This window comes from Burkholderia sp. RF4-BP95, from assembly GCF_001521985.1.
In the GTDB taxonomy this organism is placed as follows: domain Bacteria; phylum Pseudomonadota; class Gammaproteobacteria; order Burkholderiales; family Burkholderiaceae; genus Burkholderia; species Burkholderia diffusa.
Window position 1 is genome coordinate 180,200 of record NZ_LOSX01000066.1, and the last position, 20,962, is coordinate 201,161.

The 20,962-nt window shown below is 66.3% G+C and carries 17 protein-coding genes; 3 read left to right on the forward strand and 14 right to left on the reverse strand.

What is annotated here, in order from left to right; all coding sequences use genetic code 11:
* Positions 1 to 206: 206 nt before the first annotated feature.
* From WS46_RS21955 to WS46_RS22020, 14 genes are all read right to left on the reverse strand, one after another.
* Entirely contained in the window at positions 207 to 1,886 is a 1,680-nt protein-coding gene (locus WS46_RS21955) for a SpoVR family protein (protein WP_059691750.1), read from the reverse strand.
* On the reverse strand, positions 1,883 to 3,151 hold the full coding sequence (locus WS46_RS21960; RefSeq protein ID WP_059524458.1) for a YeaH/YhbH family protein: 1,269 nt from the start codon (positions 3,149 to 3,151) through the stop codon (positions 1,883 to 1,885). Before WS46_RS21960 ends, WS46_RS21955 begins: the two co-directional genes overlap by 4 nt.
* A 125-nt stretch (positions 3,152 to 3,276) precedes the next feature.
* Entirely contained in the window at positions 3,277 to 5,199 is a 1,923-nt protein-coding gene (locus tag WS46_RS21965) for a PrkA family serine protein kinase (RefSeq protein WP_059524460.1), read from the reverse strand.
* 509 nt (positions 5,200 to 5,708) lie between these two features.
* Positions 5,709 to 7,475: a methyl-accepting chemotaxis protein gene (locus WS46_RS21970; RefSeq protein ID WP_059691751.1), complete on the reverse strand. Its 1,767-nt coding sequence runs from the start codon at positions 7,473 to 7,475 to the stop codon at positions 5,709 to 5,711.
* A 278-nt stretch (positions 7,476 to 7,753) separates the two neighbouring features.
* Complete coding sequence (gene rbsK, locus WS46_RS21975; RefSeq protein WP_059691752.1) at positions 7,754 to 8,683, reverse strand: ribokinase; 930 nt, start codon at positions 8,681 to 8,683, stop codon at positions 7,754 to 7,756.
* Positions 8,680 to 9,711 (reverse strand): LacI family DNA-binding transcriptional regulator, encoded by a 1,032-nt coding sequence (locus WS46_RS21980; RefSeq protein ID WP_059524464.1) that lies wholly within the window; start codon positions 9,709 to 9,711, stop codon positions 8,680 to 8,682. Before WS46_RS21980 ends, rbsK begins: the two co-directional genes overlap by 4 nt.
* 38 nt (positions 9,712 to 9,749) lie before the next feature.
* A complete protein-coding gene (locus WS46_RS21985) occupies positions 9,750 to 10,769 on the reverse strand; it encodes an ABC transporter permease (RefSeq protein WP_059524466.1) in 1,020 nt (339 codons plus the stop codon).
* Complete coding sequence (locus WS46_RS21990; RefSeq protein ID WP_059691753.1) at positions 10,766 to 12,379, reverse strand: sugar ABC transporter ATP-binding protein; 1,614 nt, start codon at positions 12,377 to 12,379, stop codon at positions 10,766 to 10,768. Before WS46_RS21990 ends, WS46_RS21985 begins: the two co-directional genes overlap by 4 nt.
* 139 nt (positions 12,380 to 12,518) lie before the next feature.
* Entirely contained in the window at positions 12,519 to 13,469 is a 951-nt protein-coding gene (locus WS46_RS21995) for a sugar ABC transporter substrate-binding protein (protein ID WP_059449643.1), read from the reverse strand.
* A gap of 375 nt (positions 13,470 to 13,844) precedes the next feature.
* Entirely contained in the window at positions 13,845 to 14,771 is a 927-nt protein-coding gene (locus WS46_RS22000) for a CysB family HTH-type transcriptional regulator (protein WP_059524472.1), read from the reverse strand.
* Between the two features lie 80 nt (positions 14,772 to 14,851).
* A complete protein-coding gene (locus WS46_RS22005; RefSeq protein WP_059524474.1) occupies positions 14,852 to 15,910 on the reverse strand; it encodes a sulfate/molybdate ABC transporter ATP-binding protein in 1,059 nt (352 codons plus the stop codon).
* Positions 15,911 to 15,923: 13 nt separating this feature from the next.
* A complete protein-coding gene (gene cysW / locus WS46_RS22010) occupies positions 15,924 to 16,871 on the reverse strand; it encodes a sulfate ABC transporter permease subunit CysW (protein WP_059691754.1) in 948 nt (315 codons plus the stop codon).
* Positions 16,868 to 17,764, reverse strand: coding sequence for a sulfate ABC transporter permease subunit CysT (gene cysT, locus WS46_RS22015; protein ID WP_059524478.1), 897 nt, complete (start codon positions 17,762 to 17,764; stop codon positions 16,868 to 16,870). The genes cysW and cysT overlap by 4 nt, the downstream gene beginning before the upstream one ends.
* A gap of 137 nt (positions 17,765 to 17,901) precedes the next feature.
* Positions 17,902 to 18,939, reverse strand: coding sequence for a sulfate ABC transporter substrate-binding protein (locus WS46_RS22020; RefSeq protein WP_059524480.1), 1,038 nt, complete (start codon positions 18,937 to 18,939; stop codon positions 17,902 to 17,904).
* A 264-nt stretch (positions 18,940 to 19,203) separates the two neighbouring features.
* Here WS46_RS22020 and lexA point away from each other — a divergent pair, with 264 nt between their 5' ends.
* Genes lexA through WS46_RS22035 form a run of 3 tightly spaced genes read left to right on the forward strand, consistent with a single transcriptional unit; the run spans position 19,204 to position 20,944 of the window.
* The gene (gene lexA, locus WS46_RS22025) at positions 19,204 to 19,851 is read left to right on the forward strand and encodes a transcriptional repressor LexA (RefSeq protein ID WP_059691755.1); all 648 of its coding nucleotides are present in this window, start codon (positions 19,204 to 19,206) and stop codon (positions 19,849 to 19,851) included.
* Between the two features lie 26 nt (positions 19,852 to 19,877).
* The gene (locus tag WS46_RS22030) at positions 19,878 to 20,216 is read left to right on the forward strand and encodes a hypothetical protein (protein WP_040144136.1); all 339 of its coding nucleotides are present in this window, start codon (positions 19,878 to 19,880) and stop codon (positions 20,214 to 20,216) included.
* 29 nt (positions 20,217 to 20,245) lie between these two features.
* On the forward strand, positions 20,246 to 20,944 hold the full coding sequence (locus WS46_RS22035; protein WP_059691756.1) for a DUF2939 domain-containing protein: 699 nt from the start codon (positions 20,246 to 20,248) through the stop codon (positions 20,942 to 20,944).
* The last annotated feature ends 18 nt before the right edge of the window (positions 20,945 to 20,962 follow it).

Consider the following 20,962-nt stretch of genomic DNA (forward strand, 5'->3'; position numbering starts at 1 on the left):
TGGGCGAGACGGCTGGGGCCGCCGCGTGCGGTCGCACGTGGCACCGGTTCCGGCGCACGGCGCTACGGGATTTTAGCGAAATGTAAAGTAACGGGCTTTCCGGGTTCGTCCGGATGTAGAAAAATTTTCTCCCGCCACCCGTTCGTCATATGAAAACGCCAGCCGCGAGGCTGGCGTCCGGTGCAAACTATTCCCGGTCCCGGTGCTCAGACACGCACCTCCGGCGGCACGTAGCGGCACTCGTAGCGCTTGCGCACGGTACCGGCCTCGTCGACGCTTTCCAGAAATACGTCGAACTGCCAGAGCCGCGCCATGTGCTTGAGCACTTCCTCGCTGTCGTTCGACAGATGGCGGTTGTCGGTCATGAAGTGGCGCAGCGTGAGGCTGCGGTCGCCGCGCGTGTTCACCGCCCATACCTGGATGTTCGGCTCGCGGTGATGGATGTCGTACTGACGCGACAGCGCCTGCCGCACGTACTGGTAGCCGGACTCGTCGTGGATCGCCGATACCTCGAGCGAATCGCGCATGTCGTCGTCGAGCACCGAGAACAGCCGCATTTCGCGGATCAGGTTCGGCGACAGGTACTGCGCGATGAAGCTCTCGTCCTTGAAATTGCGCATCGCGTAGTGCATCGCCGGCAGCCACGGCGTGCCCGCGATCTCCGGAAACCACTTGTAGTCCTCCTCCGTCGGCGCCTCGCAGATCCGCCGGATGTCGCTCATCATCGAGAAGCCGAGCGCATACGGGTTGATCCCGCTGTAGTACGGCTTCGTGACGGGCGGCTGATAGACCACGTTGCTGTGCGAATGCAGGAACTCCATCATGAAGCCGTCTTCCAGCTTGCCCTGGTTGTACAGCGTATTGAGCAGCGTGTAGTGCCAGAACGTCGCCCAGCCTTCGTTCATCACCTGCGTCTGCCGCTGCGGATAAAAGTACTGGCCGATCTTGCGCACGATGCGGATCACTTCGCGCTCCCACGGCTCGAGCAGCGGCGCGTTCTTCTCCGCGAAATACAGCAGGTTCTCCTGCGGCTCCGGCGGGTAGCGCTCCTCCTGCTCCTCCATCTGCTCGGGCTTCTTGCCCGGCAGCGTGCGCCACAGCTCGTTGACCTGCGACTGCAGATACGCCTCGCGCTCGCGCCGCAGCGCGGCCTCCTTCGACAGCGATGGCTTCTGCGGCCGCTTGTAGCGATCGACGCCGTAGTTCATCAGCGCATGGCACGAATCGAGCAGTTCCTCGACGCGATCGAGGCCGTAGCGCTCCTCGCATTCGGCGACGTAGTTCTTCGCGTACACGAGATAATCGATGATCGCGTGCGCGTCGGTCCACAGCCGGAACAGGTAGTTGCCCTTGAAGAACGAGTTGTGCCCGTACGCCGCGTGCGCGATGACGAGCGCCTGCATCGTCATCGTGTTCTCTTCCATCAGATACGCGATGCACGGATTCGAGTTGATGACGATCTCGTAGGCGAGCCCCATCTGGCCGCGACGATAACTTTTCTCGGTCGCGAGGAAGTGCTTGCCGAACGACCAGTGGCGATAGTTGACCGGCATCCCGACCGACGCGTACGCATCCATCATCTGCTCGGCGCTGATCAGTTCGAGCTGGATCGGGTAGATGTCGAGCTCGTACTGCTCGGCAACCTGAGAGATGTGCGTGTCGTATTCCTCGAGCAGTTCGAAGGTCCAGTCGGACGGGCACGGCAGCGGCTTGCGTTCGGCCACGTTCATACGCGCTTCCTTCTGCCCGGCAGCGGGCAAGTCGGCGGCCGGCGCCGCCGGCTCGGTCCGGCCGCTTTGCTGCGATGCGGCAGGGCCGGCCGTGTCGTCGCCGGAAGGGCGCGGCGCGTAGCCGCGCGACTCGTTGTGCAGATGGCGGGTCGTCATGACATTTCCACCTGCTTTTCGAACAATTCGCGAAACACCGGGTAAATGTCCGCAGCCGATTCGACTTTCTTCATCGCGAGATGCGGTTGCGACAACGCCAGCTGCGCGTACTCCAGCCACAGGTTCTGCTCTTCGGGCGCGACCTGGATATACGCGAAGTAACGCGTCTTGGTGAGGATATCCTCTTCCAGGATTTTGCGACACTTCGGCGAATCGTCTGTCCAGTTGTCGCCGTCGGACGCCTGCGCGCCGTAGATGTTCCATTCCGTCGGCGAGTAGCGCTCGTTCATCACCTTGCGCATCAGCTCGAGCGCGCTCGACACGACCGTGCCGCCGCTTTCGGTCGAATGAAAGAAGGTGTCCTCGTCGACTTCCTCGGCACGCGTGTGGTGACGGATGAACACGACCTCGATGCGCTCGTAGTTGCGCTTCAGGAACAGGTACAGGAGGATGAAGAAGCGCTTCGCGAGATCCTTGCGCTGCTCGTCCATCGAGCCCGACACGTCCATCAGGCAGAACATCACGGCCTGGCTCGACGGTTGCGGCTGCTTGACGCGGTTGATGTAGCGCAGGTCGAACGGATCGATGAACGGAATCCGCCAGATGCGCCCCTTCAGATGATGGATCTCGGCCTCGAGCGTCGCGATTTCCGCGCGGCGGTCTTCCGGGTCGATCTTCAGCGCCTCGAGCTGCGCCTCCAGCTCGCGCAACTCGTTGACGAGCGGCGAGCCGAGCGCGATGCGCCGGCCGAGCGCGCTGCGCAGCGAGCGCACGACGTCGATGTTGTTCGGCGTGCCTTCCGCCGACCAGCCCGCGCGCACGTTCTTCCAGCTCGGCACCGTCAGCAGGTGCGTCTTCACGAGGCGCGGCAGTTCGAGATCGTCGAAGAAATACTGCATGAATTCGTCGCGCGACAACTCGAACACGAAGTCGTCCTGCCCTTCGCCCTCGTTGCTCGCCTGACTGCCGCCGCCGCCCGAGCCGCCCTGCGGACGCGGAATCTTGTCGCCGCGCACGTAGTCTTCGTTGCCCGGGTGCACGTATTCGCGACGCCCGCCAGGCGCATGCCGGAAATTCGGCTCGGCGATGTCCTTGCGCGGAATCGTGATGCTTTGCGTGCTCTGGATATCCTTGATGCTACGGTCGCGCACCGCGTCGGACACGGCACGACGAATGTAGTTCTTGACGCGACGCAGAAAGCGTTCGCGGTTGGCGATGCTCTTGTTCTTGCCGGCCAGCCTGCGGTCGATGATTTGATGAAGCACTCCCGGTCTCCCGCTCGAAAGTCGATCTGCCGGGGCACTCGCCGCGCATGCCGTCTGCCGTCATGCGGGCGGCGCCTCTGAAGGTGCCCGTACGGACTCGCCGTACGGGCGCGGTACCGCGCGCGTCATGACGACTTGCGCACGCGCAGGTACCAGTCGCAAAGCAGCCTCACCTGCTTCGGCGTATAGCCCTTCGCGACCATCCGGTTCACAAAGTCCTCATGCTTGCGTTGCTCCTCCGCCGACCCCTTCGCGTTGAACGAAATGACCGGCAACAGTTCCTCGGTATTCGAGAACATCTTCTTCTCGATCACGACGCGCAACTTCTCGTAGCTCGTCCACACCGGGTTCTTCCCGGCGTTCGCCGCCCGCGCGCGCAACACGAAGTTCACGATCTCGTTGCGGTAATCCTTCGGATTGCTGATCCCGGCCGGCTTCTCGATCTTCTCCAGTTCCGCATTCAGCGCGGCGCGGTCGAAGCTCTCGCCCGTGTCGTGATCGCGGAATTCCTGATCCTGGATCCAGAAGTCCGCATACGTGACGTAGCGGTCGAAGATGTTCTGCCCGTACTCCGAATACGATTCGAGGTAAGCCGTCTGGATCTCCTTGCCGATGAAGTCCGCGTAGCGCGACGCGAGCACGTCCTTCACGAACGACAGGTATTTCTGCTCGGTCTCCGGCGGGAACTGCTCGCGTTCGATCTGCTGTTCGAGCACGTACATCAGGTGCACGGGGTTCGCCGCGACCTCGCTCGAATCGAAGTTGAACACGCGCGACAGGATCTTGAACGCGAAGCGTGTCGACACGCCCGTCATCCCTTCGTCCACGCCGGCGTAATCGCGATACTCCTGGTACGACTTCGCCTTCGGATCGGTGTCCTTCAGGTTTTCGCCGTCATACACCTGCATCTTCGAGAACAGGCTCGAATTCTCCGGCTCGTGCAGGCGCGACAGCACCGAGAACTGCGACATCATCTTCAGCGTGCCCGGCGCGCACACGGCTTCGGCCAGCGACGAATTGCGGATCAGCTTCTCGTAGATCTTCGTCTCTTCCGACACGCGCAGGCAGTACGGCACCTTCACGACGAAGATCCGGTCGAGCAGTGCCTCGTTGTTGCGGTTGTTGCGGAATGCCTTCCACTCCGACTCGTTCGAGTGCGCGAGGATCACGCCGTCGAACGGAATCGCGCCGAATCCTTCGGTGCCCTTGAAGTTGCCTTCCTGCGTGGCGGTCAGGAGCGGGTGCAGCACCTTGATCGGCGCCTTGAACATTTCGACGAATTCGAGCAGGCCCTGGTTCGCCAGGCACAGGCCACCCGAGTAGCTGTACGCATCGGCATCGTCCTGCGCGTACTGTTCGAGCTTGCGGATGTCGACCTTGCCGACGAGCGACGAGATGTCCTGGTTGTTTTCGTCGCCAGGCTCCGTCTTCGCGATACCGATCTGCCGAAGGATCGACGGAAAGCGGCGCACCACGCGGAACTGGCGGATGTCGCCGTTGTATTCGTGCAGGCGCTTGACGGCCCACGGACTCAGGATGCTCTTCAGGTAGCGGCGCGGAATGCCGTATTGCTCTTCGAGGATCGGGCCGTCCTCGTCGTAGTCGAACAGCCCGAGCGGCGATTCGTTGACGGGCGAACCCTTGAGCGCATAGAACGGCACGCGTTCCATCAGTTGCTTCAGGCGCTCGGCGATCGACGACTTGCCGCCGCCCACCGGCCCGAGCAGGTAGAGAATCTGCTTCTTTTCTTCGAGCCCTTGCGCAGCGTGGCGGAAGTACGCGACCACCTGCTCGATCACTTCCTCCATTCCGTAGAACTCACGGAACGCGGGATAGACCTTGATAACCTTGTTCGCGAAGATCCGCGACAGGCGCGGGTCGTTGCGGGTATCGACTTGTTCCGGTTCCCCGATTGCAGCCAGCATGCGTTCGCCGGCCGTGGCGTACGCTGACGGATCGTTCTTGCAGAGCGCGAGATACTCCTCCAGCGAGAACTCTTCCTCTCGCGTTTTTTCGAAGCGGTTCGCGAAGCTGCTGTAAATATCCATGCTACCTCCCTCGCCTGAGTCTGAAGACGTGCCTGCCTTCTATGACTGCGCAGAAGCAAGCGCGTTCGAATTCATCCTAAACCCTTTCTTATTTTTTTTCACGAACTCTTCGTATGAAGTTCGTCATTCTCGACAACACCGCTTGGACAACGCATTTCGACGCTTTACAATCGATCTCCCGAGCCGCAGAAACTGCATCCGACGCGTCTCGTCGAGCATCGGAACGTCTCGTGCGTTGGATGCCTCCGCCGCCGTCGCCGCACCCTTCACTCTCCCCTTCATCCCTAGACGTTCGAGCAGACGTTTTCGACGACACGCTGCGCGCACCGTTACAAATTTTTTTCGCATCGTCCGGAGATACCCGTAGCGCGGATGCGCACATGCAACGCGTGGCGACGCACGCACGTTCACGCGCGCTGTCACATTTCACCGGCCGCCGAAACGACGACGCCCGCATGTCGCGGGCGTCGTGTGCTGCCAAATGGGGATAGATGCGCAGTGCGCGCGACTCAGAACGTTTCCCAGTCGTCGGCGCCGGCAGACGCAGCCACCGGCGCGGGTGCAGCGGCCGCCGGCTTGCGCGCCGGCGCGGGGCGCTTCGGCGCAGCGTCACGATCGTTGCGCGCCGCGGCCGGTGCGGGCGGCGAAACAGGCACGACGGACGGCGCGACTGCCGGCGCGGCCACCGCGCGCGGCGCCTGACGCGCAACGGCGGCTGCCGGCTTCGCCGCATCGTCGTCGATCCGGAACACCGACGCCGTTTCGCGCAGGCGCGCGGCCTGCTCGTCGAGCGATTGCGCGGCGGCCGCCGCTTCCTCGACGAGCGCGGCGTTCTGCTGCGTGACCTCGTCCATCTGCGCGACCGCGCGCGCGACCTGGTCGATGCCGCCGCTCTGCTCCTCGGAGGCCGCCGCGATCTCGCCCATGATGTCCGTCACGCGCTGCACCGCGCTGATCACGTCGCTCATGGTGCGGCCGGCTTCGTCGACCAGCGTCGAGCCCGTCCGGATGCGCTCCACCGACGCGTCGATCAGCGCCTTGATCTCCTTGGCCGCACTCGACGAACGCTGCGCGAGGCTGCGCACCTCGCCCGCGACGACCGCGAAGCCGCGGCCTTCCTCGCCGGCGCGCGCGGCTTCGACCGCCGCGTTCAGCGCCAGGATGTTGGTCTGGAACGCGATTCCCTCGATGATCGCGATGATGTCCGCGATCTTCGCCGAGCTGTCGTTGATCTCGCCCATCGTGCCGACCACCTGGCCGACCACCGTATTCCCCTTGTTTGCAATCTCCGACGCGTTCGCGGCCAGCGAGCTTGCCTGCCGCGCATTGTCCGCGTTCTGCTTCACGGTGCCGGTCAGCTGCTCCATGCTCGACGCGGTTTCCTGCAGCGCGGACGCCTGTTCTTCCGTGCGCGACGACAGGTCGATGTTGCCGGCGGCGATCTGGCGCGCCGCGGTCGCGATCGACTCGCTGCCGCCGCGCACGGTGCGCACCGTGTCGACCAGCCCGCGCTGCATCTTCGCGAGACCCTCGAGGAGCTGGCCCATTTCGTCGCGCCGCTGCACCACGATCGAGCGGCGCAGGTCGCCCGCGGCGATCGCGTCGAAATGCGCGAGCGCGTCCGCGAGCGGACGGCCGATCGCACGGCTGAGCGTCAACCACGACAGCACCGCGGCAACCAGACCAGCCGCCAGCAGGACGATCGACACCACGCGCAGCGTATCGAACGTCGCTTCCGAATGATCGAAGCTCGTCTGCCCGGCGCTGAACTGGAAATTGCGCAGCGCCTCGCTCGCCACCGAGAGATCGTTGTAAAGCGTCTGGAGTTGCTTGGCGCCTTCGCCGATCCGGTCGTGGTCGCCCGTCGCGACAAGGCCGCCGAACGCGTCGCAACCGCGCTGTAGCGCCTGCCGCTTCGCGGCGACGTCCTGCGCGAGTCGATCCTCGTCCGCATCGCGCGGCAGCGCGAGGTATTTTTTCCACCACACATCGGACTGCGCGCGCATCGCGCGGCTACGCTCCACCGCCGCGGCCGATTCGGGCGTCCCGACCAGCAGCGCGGCGCGATCGAGCGCCAGGCGCTCGCGCGCCGCGTACATTTCGGCGACGGCCACGTCGACCGCGCTCGGCATCTGGTTCGTGAAAATCTCGCGCGTCGCGTCGTTCGAACGCGTCATCCCGTACACGCCCAGCACGCCGATCACCCCCAGCAGTATCGCGAGAAACGCCATCGTCAAACCGATGCGTGCACGTATCGTCAGGTTTCCGATCACCATCATTGTTCCTGTATTGCGTCGTCATGAACGGGCAAGGCCCATTTTTCGAAACAGCGTTTCGTCCTGATGTATTTACGACCGGATGTTGCGCAGCTTGATGGTATTCACGTCATTTTTTTCAGCAATTCATTAGTTCATTACAAATTTCTGAACAATGGGGTCGAAGCATCGCAAGCCCGCCTCGCGAAAGCGCGTGGCAGGCATCGCGATCGGGCAATGGGGGGAAAGACGGCAGGCGCCTGCTTCCGCACGCGCCTGCCGGGGTGCGCGATCCAGCCCTATTCGGCCAGTTCGGCGAGAGTGGGAATCGACGGCTGCGCGCCTGCGCGCGTGACCGACAGCGCCGCCGCACGTTGCGCGAAGCGGATGGCCGTGTCGATGGCCTCGCCCGCCGCGAGCCGCGCGGCGAAAGCGCCGATGAAGGTATCGCCGGCCGCGGTCGTGTCGACTGCCTTGACGACGGGCGCCGGATAATGGCGCGCCGCGCCGTCGGCCGTCAGCGCGAACACGCCGCGCGCGCCGAGCGTGATCAGCACGTTGCGCGCGCCGGCCGCGTGCAGCGCACGCGCCGCGGCTTCCGCCTCGGCCGGATTGCGCACCGGCAGTCCGGTCAGCGCGGCCGCCTCCACTTCGTTCGGGATCAGGTAATCGACCAGCGGCAACCAGCCGTCCGGCAGCGGCGCCACGGCCGGCGCCGGATTGAGCACGACGGTGCGGCCGAGCCGCCGCCCGGCCGACAGCGCCGCGAACACGGCGTCCGGCGGCGTCTCGAGCTGGCAGATCAGCACGTCGGTCGCCGCAAGCGCGGCCTCGTGCCGCGCCACCGTATCGGTCGTCACTTCGCCATTGCCGCCCGCGACGATCACGATCGCGTTCTGGCTCGCGTCGTCGACGACGATCAGCGCGACACCGGTCGACGCCGTCGCGCTCGTCGCGAGCCGCGAGCAGTCGATGCCTTCGGCCTCGAGGCCGGCCCGCAGCGCGGTACCGTGCGCATCCGCGCCGACGCAGCCGATCATCGCGACCTGCGCCCCGAGCCGCGCCGCCGCGACGGCCTGGTTGCCGCCCTTGCCGCCCGCGGCCTGCGCGTACGCATGACCGGCAAGCGTTTCGCCCGGCAGCGGCAGCCGCGGCGCCCGTACGACGAGATCCATGTTGAGGCTGCCGACCACCGTCACGCGGCCGGCGCCCGCCGCACGCGCCGTCATGGGCGACCGCCCGGCGCGGCCGGCTCGCGGTAAACCGCCGTCGATTCCCGCAGCACGAGGCGCGGCGACACGACGCGACGACGGCTCGGCGCGGCCGTCGAACCGCCGCCGATCCGCTCGATCAGCGTTTGCGCGGCCATTTCGCCGAGCGCGCGCACCGACTGGCCAACCGTCGACAGCGCCGGATACGTGTAGCGGGAGAATTCGATGTCGTCGAAGCCGATGATCGAGCAGTCGTCCGGCACGCGCATGCCGCGCTCGGCCGCCGCGCGCAGCGCGCCAACGCCCATCAGGTCGTTGCCCGCGAAAATCGCGCTGGGATGCACCGACTCGAACAGCCGGGATGCCGCGTGGTAACCGCCGAGGCACGAAAAATCGCTTTCCGCGATCGCGCCCGGCACGATGTCGATGCCGCGCTCGGCCATCGCACGGATGAAGCCGTGCACGCGCATGGCGCTGACGGCCGTGTCGGTCGGCCCGGTGATGCAGCCGATCTTCGCGTGCCCGAGTTCGAGCAGGTGACGCGTCGCCAGGTAGGCGCCGCGTTCGTGGTCGATCTGCACAAGGTCGGCCGCGAGCCCCTCGATGTTGCGGTCGACGACGACGAGCGGCGCATGCGCATCCGCAAGCGTCTGCGCGAGCACCGTGTCCTCGCCGGCCGACGCGACGATCAGCCCGTCGATGCGCTTTTCCTGCAGCACGCGCAGGTAGTTGCGCTGCTTCACGGGATCGTCGTCCGAGTTGCAGAAGAACACGCAATAACCGTTGGCCGCGCACTGGTCCTCGATGCCGCGCGCAAGCTCCGCGAAGTACGGATTCGTGCTGTTCGGCACGACGAGGCCGATGGTCGCCGTCGAGCGCGCCTTCAGCGAGCGCGCCACGGCCGATGGCACGTAATTCAGCTCGCGGATCGCGCCCTCGACCTTCGCACGCACATCCGCGGACACAGGCCGCGAATTGTTCACCACGTGCGAGACGGTCGTAAACGACACGCCCGCCATGGCTGCCACATCCTTGATCGTCGCCATTTCCCGTTTCTCTCTGGTCTGCTTTCCGTGTAGTAGTTCTACCGGGCGCGCGCGCGCCGGCTGCGATACGTGTCGAGCACGACCGCGACCACGATCACCGCCCCGGTGATGATCCGTTTGGTCGGCTCGTTCGCGCCGATCTGCGCCAGCCCCGCGGCCAGCACGGAGATGATCAACACGCCGAAGAACGTGCTGATCACCGAACCGCGCCCGCCCATCAGGCTCGTGCCGCCGATCACGACGGCTGCGATCACCTGCAGCTCGACGCCCGCGCCCGCGTTCGGATCGGCGGCCTCGAGCCGCGAGATCTGGAACAGCGACGCGAGCCCCGCGAGCGCGCCCATCAGTGCGAATACGACGATTTTATACGGACGCGGGTTAACCCCGGCAAGCCGTACCGCCTCTTCGTTCGTGCCGATCCCGACGAGATAGCGTCCGAATACGGTGCGCGTCAGGACGAACTGTGCCGCGATCATCACCGCGACCGCGATCAGGAACGCCGGCGAGATGCCGAGCGCGATCGGGTTCGACAGGAAATCGAACGCGTCGCCGATGTAGGCCGTGCGCGAATTCGTCAGCTGGTATGCGACGCCGCGCGCGGCCTCGAGCACGCCGAGCGACACGATGAACGACGGAATCCGCCAGCCGACCGTGATCGCGCCCGTCAGCGAGCCCGTCGCGGTCGCGACCGCGATCCCGATCAGCGCGGCCGGCAGCGGCCCCCACTGCCATTTCAGCGCGGCCACGCTGACCATCGACGCGGCCAGCGCGAGCACCGAGCCGACCGACAGGTCGATGCCGGCGATGATCAGCACGAAGGTCATCCCGACCGACATCACGACGAGATCGGGGATCTGGTTCGCGATCGTACTGAACGTATCGTAGGTCAGGAAATGCGAACTCAGCGCCGAAAACAGCGCGATCATCGCGGCGAGCGCGCCGGCGAGCCCGAGATAGTTCGATACGCCGAGCCGTGTGCCGGACAGCGTGCGCGCGCGGCGCCCCGTCACGGTCTGCTGCGCGCCTGCGTCGCTCGGGGATACGGGAGGCTGGGTCATTGCCGTTGTCCTGTGGTCGAAGTGCCGGAAGCCGCGCGCGGCGCGCCTTCCGCATCCGGATGCCGCACGCCGTCCGGCAGCGCTTCGCGGCCGAAGCCGGCGAACGCCGCGGCCAGCAGCGCATCCTGGGTCCAGTTGCCGCGTTCGAACACGGCGGTCATGCGGCCGGCCGACATCACGCCGATCCGGTCGCAAATCAGCATCAGCTCGCGCAGGTCGCTCGATACGACCACCAGCGCACGGCCCTCGCGGGCGAGCGCGCCCATCAGCGTGTAGATCTCGAACTTGGCGCCGACGTCGATCCCGCGGGTCGGTTCGTCGAACAGCAGCACGCCCATGTCGCGCGCGAGCCAGCGGCCGATCACGACCTTCTGCTGGTTGCCGCCCGACAGTTCGCCGACCGCCTGCGCGGCGCCGTGCGTGCGGATCCGCAACGCGTCGATCTGCCGCTCGGCGAGTGCCGTCTCGCGCGTCGTGTCGACGATGCCGCCGCGCGCGAGCCGGTCGAGCTGGCCGAGCGAGACGTTCGACGTGACCGACTGCGACAGCAGCAGCCCTTCGCCCTTGCGGTCCTCGGTGATCAGTGCGATGCCGTGCTTCACCGCGTCGACGGGCGAGCCGATGTGCGCCGGTTTCAGCGGATCGCCGACCGCGATCATCCCGGCGTCCGGCGTATCCGCGCCGTAAATCAGCCGCAGCAGCTCGGTGCGCCCCGCGCCGATCAGCCCGGAGATGCCGAAGATCTCGCCCGAGCGCACTTCGAGCGACACGTCCTGCACGGCCGTGCCGCGCGTCATGCCCGACACGACGAGTCGCGGCGCGCCGATATGGCGCGCGCCGAGATCGATGTGCTCGCCGAGCTCGCGACCGACCATCAGCGTGACGAGCCCGTCGGACGTCGTCGCGGCCATGTCGCCGACATGCACGAGCCGGCCGTCGCGCAGCACCGCGACGCGCTCGGCGACGCGCGCGAGCTCCTCGAGCCGGTGCGAGATGTAGACGATCGCCACGCCGCGCGCCTTCAGCCGGTCGATCTGCTCGAACAGCAGTTCGACCTCGCGCGCGGTCAGCATTGCGGTCGGCTCGTCGAGGATCAGCACGCGGCAGTCGCCGATCAGGTTGCGCGCGATCTCGACCATCTGCTGGTGGCCGATGCCGAGCGCGCCGACCGGCGTATCGGGGTCGACCGCGTCGAGCCCGACCTGCGCCATCGCGGCACGCGCGTCGTCGCGCAGCCGCGCGCGATCGATGATGCCGAAGCGTCGCGGCAGGCGGTTCAGAAACAGGTTTTCGGCGACCGTCAGCGTCGGCAGCAGGTTCAGCTCCTGCATCACCATGCGCACGCCGAGCGCCTCGGCCTGCGTGCGGCTCGCCGGCGCATACGCCTGGCCGCCGAGCTGCATCGTGCCGGTCGTCGGGTCGACGAGCCCGCCGATGATCTTCGACAGCGTGCTCTTTCCTGCGCCGTTCTCGCCTGTCAGCGCGAGCGCCTCACCCGGCGCGAGCGTCAGCGTGACGTCGGCGAGCACGGGTTCGGCGTAGGTCTTGCCCACGCCGGAGACGGACAGCACGGGAACGGCTGAACGGGAGGGTTGGAAGGTCGGTTCCATCGCGATCCTGGTTGCGGCCGCGCGCACGCGGCGCGCGGGTATGACGCTCACAAGTGCTTGCAGTGGCCGTGATCGCGCTCACTCCGGATAACGGCCGCCGGCCCGGATTCTTGAGCGCGGCGGCCGTGGCGGCGTGGCGTCACTTCGTCACGAGATCCACCGGCGTCTCGACCACGCCGGTCATGTCGGCCTGCTTGCGATGCTCGGCGATCGCCTTGAGCGCCGTGTCGATGCCGAACACGGCCTGCTTCGCCGCGTACTGGTCGGCGGTCGCGACCACGCGGCCGTCCTTCAGCATCGGCTTGATCGCGTTGATGTTGTCGTAGCCGACCACGAGCACCTTGCCCTGCTTGCCCGCCGCCCGCACGGCCGACACGGCGCCGATCGCCATGTTGTCGTTGCCGCACAGCAGCGCCCGCAGGTTCGGGTATTCGTTCAGCATCGCGGACGCGACCGCATTGCCCTTGTCGATCTCCCATTCGCCCGACTGCACCGACACGACCTTCATTCCGCCCGCCTTCATCGCATCCTGGAAGCCGGCCGTGCGCTGCTGCGCATTGGTCGTCGTCGACACGCCTTCGATGATGCCGACCTGATCGCCCGCCTTCAGCCGCTTCGCGAGGTAGTCGCCGATCTTGCGCGCACCCTTGCGGTTGTCGGGGCCGACGAACGGCACGTTCAGGTTCTTCGACTTCAGCACGTCGGGATCGAGCCGGTTGTCGATGTTCACGACGATGATGCCCGCGTCGACCGCCTTCTTCACGACCGGCACGAGCGCCTTCGAATCGGCGGGCGCGAGCACGATCGCATCGACCTTCGACACGATCATCTGCTCGACGATGCGGATCTGGTTCGCGGTGTCGGTCTCGTCCTTGATCCCGTTCGTGATCAGGTCGAACTGGCCGGCGTTGTGCTTCTGGTATTCCTTCGCGCCGTTTTCCATCGTCAGGAAGAACTCGTTGGCGAGCGACTTCATCACGAGCGCGACCTTCGGCTTGCCTGCCGATTGGGCATGGACGACCGGTGCGGCGGCGACCGCGACGGCGGCAAGCGCGGCGGTCAGGAAGCGACGGCGAAAGCGGACATTCATACACATCTCCTGGCGACTGGCCCAAAGGGCCGGACTGTTGTTTTAATGTGAGCAAACGTTTGCGCCACACTACCCGGGCATTGGCCATCGATGCTGCTTGTCGGTACCACGGAATGGAAGCGAGGCAGACGGCCGACTGCCTGGCGCGTGCTGTCGTCGACGCGCCACCGCCGGCGGGGACGCCGGCGGAGTGAAGGCTATGCTGTACCGTTTCGGGTCGACGCGCAACCCGTCTGATCAATATTTAAGGGTTTATTCGGAGCGCGCGGTTGCGCGCTCCGATTGCGGCGCGTTACCCGGGGTGCGGCGGCGCCGCTTCGTCGCGGTCGTCCGGCGGGCGCCTGCCTTGCCCCCGAAACATCATGTGCTCGATGATCAGGCCACTTCGCGCAGTTGCGAGGCGATTTCGGCTTCGTTCAGGTGCGGTGCGAACATCTCGATCAGCCGGTATGCATACGCGCGCAGGAACGCGCCCTTGCGCAACCCGACGCGCGTCGTGCTCGCCTCGAACAGGTGCTGCGTGTCGAGCGCGACGAGCCCGGTGTCGCGCTGCGGATCGAAGGCCATCGCCGCGACGACGCCGATCCCCATCCCGAGCTCGACGTAGGTCTTGATCACGTCCGCGTCGATCGCGGTCAGCACGACGTCGGGCACGGCGCCGGCCTGCGCGAATGCCTGGTCGATGTGCGAGCGGCCCGTGAAGTCCTGGTCGTACGTGATGATCGGGTACTCGGCGATTTCGTCGAGCGTCAGGTTCTCGCGGCCGACGAGCGGATGCCCCTTCGGCACGACGACCGTGTGGTGCCACGAATAGCACGGGAACGTGACGATGTCCGGATAGCGGTCGAGCGCCTCGGTCGAGATGCCGAGATCCGCTTCGCCGTTCAGGATCATCTGCGCGATCTGCTGCGGGCTGCCCTGTCGCAGCGCGAGATGCACCTTCGGGAACACGTCGGTGAACTGGCGGATCACCTTCGGCAGCGCGTAGCGCGCCTGCGTGTGCGTCGTCGCGACGACGAGGTGGCCGCTGTCCTGGTCCGCGAACTGGCGCGCGACCCGGCGCAGGTTTTCCGCGTCGAGCAGCATCCGCTCGATCAGCTGGTGCACGGCCTTGCCGGGCTCCGTGAGCCCCGTGAGCCGCTTGCCGCGCCGGATGAAGATGTCCACGCCCAGTTCATCCTCGAGATCCTTGATCTGCTTCGACACGCCCGACTGCGACGTGTACAGCACGTTCGCGACTTCCGTCAGGTTCATGTTCTGGCGCACGGCTTCGCGCACGAAACGCAATTGCTGAAAATTCATGGGTATGCCTCTTGGGCTGTCGTTGTTCGAATGTCGATCCGGAGCGGTATCCGCCCTCTTCTCTTTACCGGGCTCGGGCGTCAGTGTGCGGGAAATACGCGGACCGCGCGCGGCACGGCCGTCGCGCCGTCGCCGACCTGCAGCGCGAGCGCGCGCCACGCGTCGCGATCGAGTTCCGCTTCGAGTGCGCCGCCCGTGCGGGCCTCGAGCTCGACACGCACCGAGCCGCCGAGCGGGATCACGCGGCGCACGTCGACCGCGATGCCGTCGCGATGGCCGTCGCCGGCCGGCCACAGCTGCAGGTCGTGCGGTCGCACGTACGCGTTCGCGGGGCCCGCGAAATCGGCGTCGACCGCGATCGGCGCAGCCGCCCCCTCGGCGACGAAGCCGCGCCCGGCGACCGTGCCGGGCAGCCGGTTCGCTGCGCCGAGAAACTCGTAGACGAACGCGCTTTGCGGATGATCGTAGACGTCCTGCGGGCTGCCGACCTGCTCCACGTGGCCGCGGTTCAGCACGACGATCCGGTCGGCCACTTCCAGCGCCTCTTCCTGGTCGTGCGTGACGAAGATCGTCGAGATGTGCAGGTCGTCGTGCAGGCGCCGCAACCAGCCGCGCAGTTCCTTGCGCACCTTCGCGTCGAGCGCGCCGAACGGCTCGTCGAGCAGCAGCACCTTCGGCTCGACCGCGAGCGCGCGGGCCAGCGCGATCCGCTGGCGCTGGCCGCCCGACAGCTCGGACGGGTAGCGCTGCGCGAGCCAGTCGAGCTGCACGAGCTTCAGCAGCTCGTGCACCTTCTCGCGGATCACGGCTTCGGACGGCCGTTCGCGGCGCGGCTTCACGCGCAGCCCGAACGCGACGTTCTCGAACACGGTCATGTGGCGGAACAGCGCGTAATGCTGGAACACGAAGCCGACCTGGCGATCGCGCGCGCCGACCGACGCGACGTCGAGCCCCTGCAGCACGACCTGGCCGGCGTCCGCGTGCTCGAGGCCCGCGATCACGCGCAGCAGCGTGGTCTTGCCGCAGCCCGACGGCCCGAGCAGCGCGACGAGCTCGCCCGGCGGAAAGTCGAGCGACACATCGTCGAGCGCGGTGAAATCGCCGAAGCGCTTCTGAAGGTGACGGACGGTAATACCCATTCTGGTTGCCTCTTTACGATTTCGACGAAATGGCGGCGACGGGGCCGGCATGAGCGGGAACGTCATCGCGTGCGCCGGCCAGTTCGGCGGCGAGGTGACGTTCGGCGAGCAGCTTCAGCGCGAGCGTGACGAGCGCGAGCAGCGCCAGCACCGACGCCACCGCGAACGCCGCCGCGAAGTTGTATTCGTTGTACAGGATCTCGACGTGCAGCGGCATCGTGTCGGTCACGCCGCGGATGTGGCCGGACACGACCGACACCGCACCGAACTCGCCCATCGCACGCGCATTGCACAGGATCACGCCGTACAGCAGGCCCCACTTCACGTTCGGCAGCGTCACGCGCCGGAAGATCTGCCAGCCCGATGCGCCGAGCACGCGCGCAGCCTCTTCCTCGTCGGTGCCCTGCGCCTGCATCAGCGGAATCAGCTCGCGCGCGACGAACGGAAACGTGACGAAGATCGTCGCGAGCACGATGCCCGGCACCGCGAAGATGATCTGCACGTCGTGGTTCTGCAGCCACGGCCCGAGCCAGCCCTGCGCGCCGAACAGCAGCACGTAGACGAGGCCCGAGATCACCGGCGACACGGAGAACGGCAGGTCGATCAGCGTGGTCAGCAACGCCTTGCCGCGGAATTCGAACTTCGCGATCGCCCACGATGCGCACACGCCGAACACGAGGTTCAACGGCACCGCGATCACGGCGACGGTCAGCGTCAGCTTGATTGCCGACCATGCGTCGGGATCGGCGAGCGATTCGAGATAGAAGCCGACGCCCTTGCGCAGCGCCTCGAAGAACACCGCGGCGAGCGGCACGACGAGGAAGAACGCAAGGAACGTCAGCGAGACGCCGATCAGCAGCCAGCGCACGGCGCGCGGCTCGCTGACGGGGTCGGGCTGCTTCGCGGCGCGCACGCGCGCGACGGAGGGGTCGTTCAGCACGGCGTTGGACTCCTGGGTCATTGCTGGCCTCCTGCTGCTGCGGCAACGGTGACGGTCGCCGGCGCGGGGCCGCTCGCGCCCTTGCTCGTGCGGCGCTGCAGATACCACTGCAGCGAGTTGATCAACAGCAGCATCAGGAACGACACGACCAGCATCACGACCGCCAGCGCGGTCGCGCCCGCATAGTCGTACTGCTCGAGCTTCGTGATGATGAGCAGCGACGTGATCTCGGATTTCATCGGCACGTTGCCGGCGATGAAGATGACCGAGCCGTACTCGCCGAGCGCGCGCGCGAACGCCAGCGCGAAGCCGGTGAGCAGCGCCGGCAGCACGGCCGGCAGCACGACGCGGCGGAACGTCAGCCAGCGCGATGCGCCGAGGCACGCGGCGGCCTCTTCCTGCTCGCGCTCGAAATCCTCGAGCACCGGCTGCACGGTACGCACGACGAACGGCAGCCCGATGAAGGTCAGCGCCACCAGCACGCCGACCGGCGTGAACGCGATCTTGATGCCGAACGGCGCGAGATACTGGCCGACCCAGCCGTTGGTCGCATAGACGGCCGCGAGCGAGATGCCGGCGACCGACGTCGGCAGCGCGAACGGCAGATCCACGATCGCGTCGACGAGGCGCTTGAACGGGAACGTGTAGCGCACCAGCACCCACGCGACGAGAAAGCCGAACACGGCGTTGATCAATGCGCCGCCGAGCGCGGCGGAGAACGTCAGCCGGTATGACGCGAGCACGCGCGGCGACGCGACGGCGGTGACGAACTGGTCCCACGACAGCGTCGCGGTCTTCAGGAACGTGGCGGCGAGCGGAATCAGCACCACGAGGCTCAAATAGGCCACCGTGATGCCGAGCGTCACGCCGAAACCGGGCAGCGCGCTCGGCTTGCGAAAGGTGTACGTCGTCATCGGATGCTCTTGCTGGGTCGTTGCTGCTCATGGGTCCGACGCAAACGCCGACGCGGGGAGTCGCGCCGGCGGGCCGTCGGGGATGCGGCGCGCTCTCGTGGCGCGCCGCTGTCGTTATGGTTTGTTACTGCGTGGCGTTACTGCGGCTTGTAGATCGAGTCGAACACGCCGCCGTCCGCAAAATGCGTCTTCTGCGCATTCGTCCAGCCGCCGAACGTGTCGTCGACCGTGTACAGCTTCAGCTTCGGGAACTGCTTCGTCAGCTCCGCCGGCACGTTCTTCGAGCGCGGGCGGTAGTAGTTGCGCGCCGCGATTTCCTGGCCCTGCGGGCTATACAGGAAATTCAGGTAGGCCTCGGCCAGCTTGCGCGTGCCCTTCTTGTCCACCACCTTGTCGACCACCGCGACGGGCGGTTCGGCCAGGATGCTCACCGACGGCACGACGATCTCGAACTTGTCCGTGCCGAATTCCTTGATCGACAGGAACGCCTCGTTCTCCCACGCGATCAGCACGTCGCCGATCCCGCGCTGCACGAAGCTCGTCGTCGCGCCGCGCGCGCCCGAGTCGAGCACGCCCGCGTTCTTGTAGAGCTTCGTCACGAATTCCTTCGCGCTCTGCTCGTTGCCGCCCGGCTTGTGAACGGCGTATGCCCATGCGGCCAGGTAGTTCCAGCGCGCGCCGCCCGACGTCTTCGGGTTCGGCGTGACGATCGAGATGCCCGGCTTGGTCAGGTCATCCCAGTCCTTGATCCCTTTCGGGTTGCCCTTGCGCACCAGGAACACGATCGTCGACGTGTACGGCGATGCGTTGTCCGGCAGGCGCTTCTGCCAGTCCTTGTTGACGAGCCCCTTGTTGGCGATCGCGTCGATGTCGTAGGCGAGCGCCAGCGTCACGACGTCGGCCTGCAGGCCGTCGAGCACCGAGCGCGCCTGCGCGCCCGAGCCGCCGTGCGACTGCTTGAAGTTGACCGTCTCGCCCGTCTTCGCCTTCCACGCCTTGCCGAACGCCTGGTTGAAGTCCTGATACAGCTCGCGCGTCGGGTCGTAGGACACGTTCAGGAACGTCGTATCGGCCTGGGCGTGCGTCGCCACGCCCAGCGCTGCCGCCGCGCCCAGCGCGAGTGTTGCGATCAGGCGGCCCACTCCGCCCACCAGCCCCGTATTGCGCTTCGCCATCCTTGGTTCTCCAGTGTTGTCGGTCTTGCGATGTCGAGCCAGTCTAGCGAACGGGTTACATGATTAAAAATAATCGTTCCTCATTTTTTAATACTCAAAAGTGCTAACGCAGACGGGACGGACGGTTGCGGCGGACAAACCGGCGTCCGGGCGTCGCGAAATCGCGCCGGAACCGACGCGATCGCGTCGAACTTCAAGTAACACTTGAAATTCGCGAAGTACTGTATAAAAATACAGCTCACTGTCTATCCATACAGTTCAGCCATGACCAAACTCACCGCCCGTCAGCAGCAAGTGTTCGACTTGATCCGCCGCGCGATCGAGCGCTCCGGTTTCCCGCCCACGCGCGCCGAGATTGCGGCAGAGCTGGGTTTCAGCTCGCCGAACGCGGCCGAGGAACACCTCCGTGCGCTTGCGCGCAAGGGTGTGATCGAGCTGGCCGCCGGCGCGTCACGCGGCATCCGCCTGCTCGGCATCGACGACGCCCCGCACCAGTTCACGCTGCCGCACGCCGGCCTGATGCAACTGTCGCTGCCCCTCGTCGGCCGCGTGGCGGCCGGTAGCCCGATCCTCGCGCAGGAGCACATCTCGCAGCATTACGCGTGCGATCCCGCGCTGTTCACCAGCAAGCCCGATTACCTGCTGAAGGTGCGCGGCCTGTCGATGCGCGACGCCGGCATTCTCGACGGCGACCTCCTCGCCGTGCAGAAGCGCACGGAAGCGAAGGACGGCCAGATCATCATCGCGCGCCTCGGCGACGACGTCACGGTCAAGCGCCTGATGCGCCGGCCCGGCGGCCTCGAGCTGATCGCGGAGAACCCGGATTACGAAAACATCTTCGTCAAGGCCGGCAGCGCGGAATTCGCGCTGGAAGGCATCGCCGTCGGGCTGATCCGCTCGGGCGAACTCTGACAATCGGTCTCGCTGAGGAGAACAAAATGGAACGCCTTTCCCGTCTGCTGCCTTTCCGTCAATTCGGCCGCCTGCGTCACCTGCGCGGCCGCACGCCCTGCGCGCCGCTGTCCGCCGCGGCGCCCGTGGTGAGCCAAGAAGTCGCAGTTGAACGGCAGGCGTCGCTGCTGCCGTCAGCGCTTCCCGCGTTCGCGCGGGTTTCGCTGAACGCCGGCCTGAATCACGCGGAGCCGGCGCGCCGTGCGCCCGTGCGCGTCTATCACGGCCGGTCGCGCCTGATCATGGTCGGGACGATCGATGCCGTGTGCCGGATGATCGATCGCTGCATCGCCGAGGAACGATCGGCCACGCACGGCGGTCTCTGATTGCGGAACCTGTCCGCACCGGAGGCATCGTGACTGGATCTTCGGGCCGCGCGCGGCGGCTCAAGCCATTGCTGATCGTCGTGCTGGCCGTCGTCGTCCTGATGGCGATCGGTTACGCGTACGCATCGCCATACGTCGCGCTCGGTCGCCTGAAATCGGCGATCGACACGCGCGATGCGCAAGCGGTCAGCGAATATGTCGATTTTCCGTCGCTGCGCATCAGCCTGAAGCAGCAGGTGACGGAAGAGTTGATGCGCCGGATCGACGCGGTGAAGAAGGACAACCCGTTCGCGGTGATTGGCGCGCTGATCGGCTCCGCGTTGATCGGCCCGCTGGTCGATGCCTATGCGACACCGGAAGGTGTAGCGGCGCTGATGAGCGGCATTCCCCCGCGCGGCAATCCGGGCGAACGGCCGCCCGAATGGTCGGGCCCGCCGTCAGGCGCTGCGCCTGGCAACGCACCGGCCGCGCCGCCGGTCAATCCGGCGAACGCACCCGCGCCGAGCAGCAATGCGCCCGCCTCGGCCGCAGTTTCGCCCGCCGTCGCGCCCGCACCCGCCAGCCCCGGCGAGGCGGGTCATCCGCAGCAAACGAGCGCCGGCTACCGGAATATCGACGAATTTGTCGTGACCTACCAGCGCAGCGCCGACGGCACACGCTATGCGGCGATCTTCCACCGCTTCGGCTTGTTCTCGTGGAAGCTGTCGGCGATCGACCTGCACGCCTGAGCGGCCGCACTCGGTGTA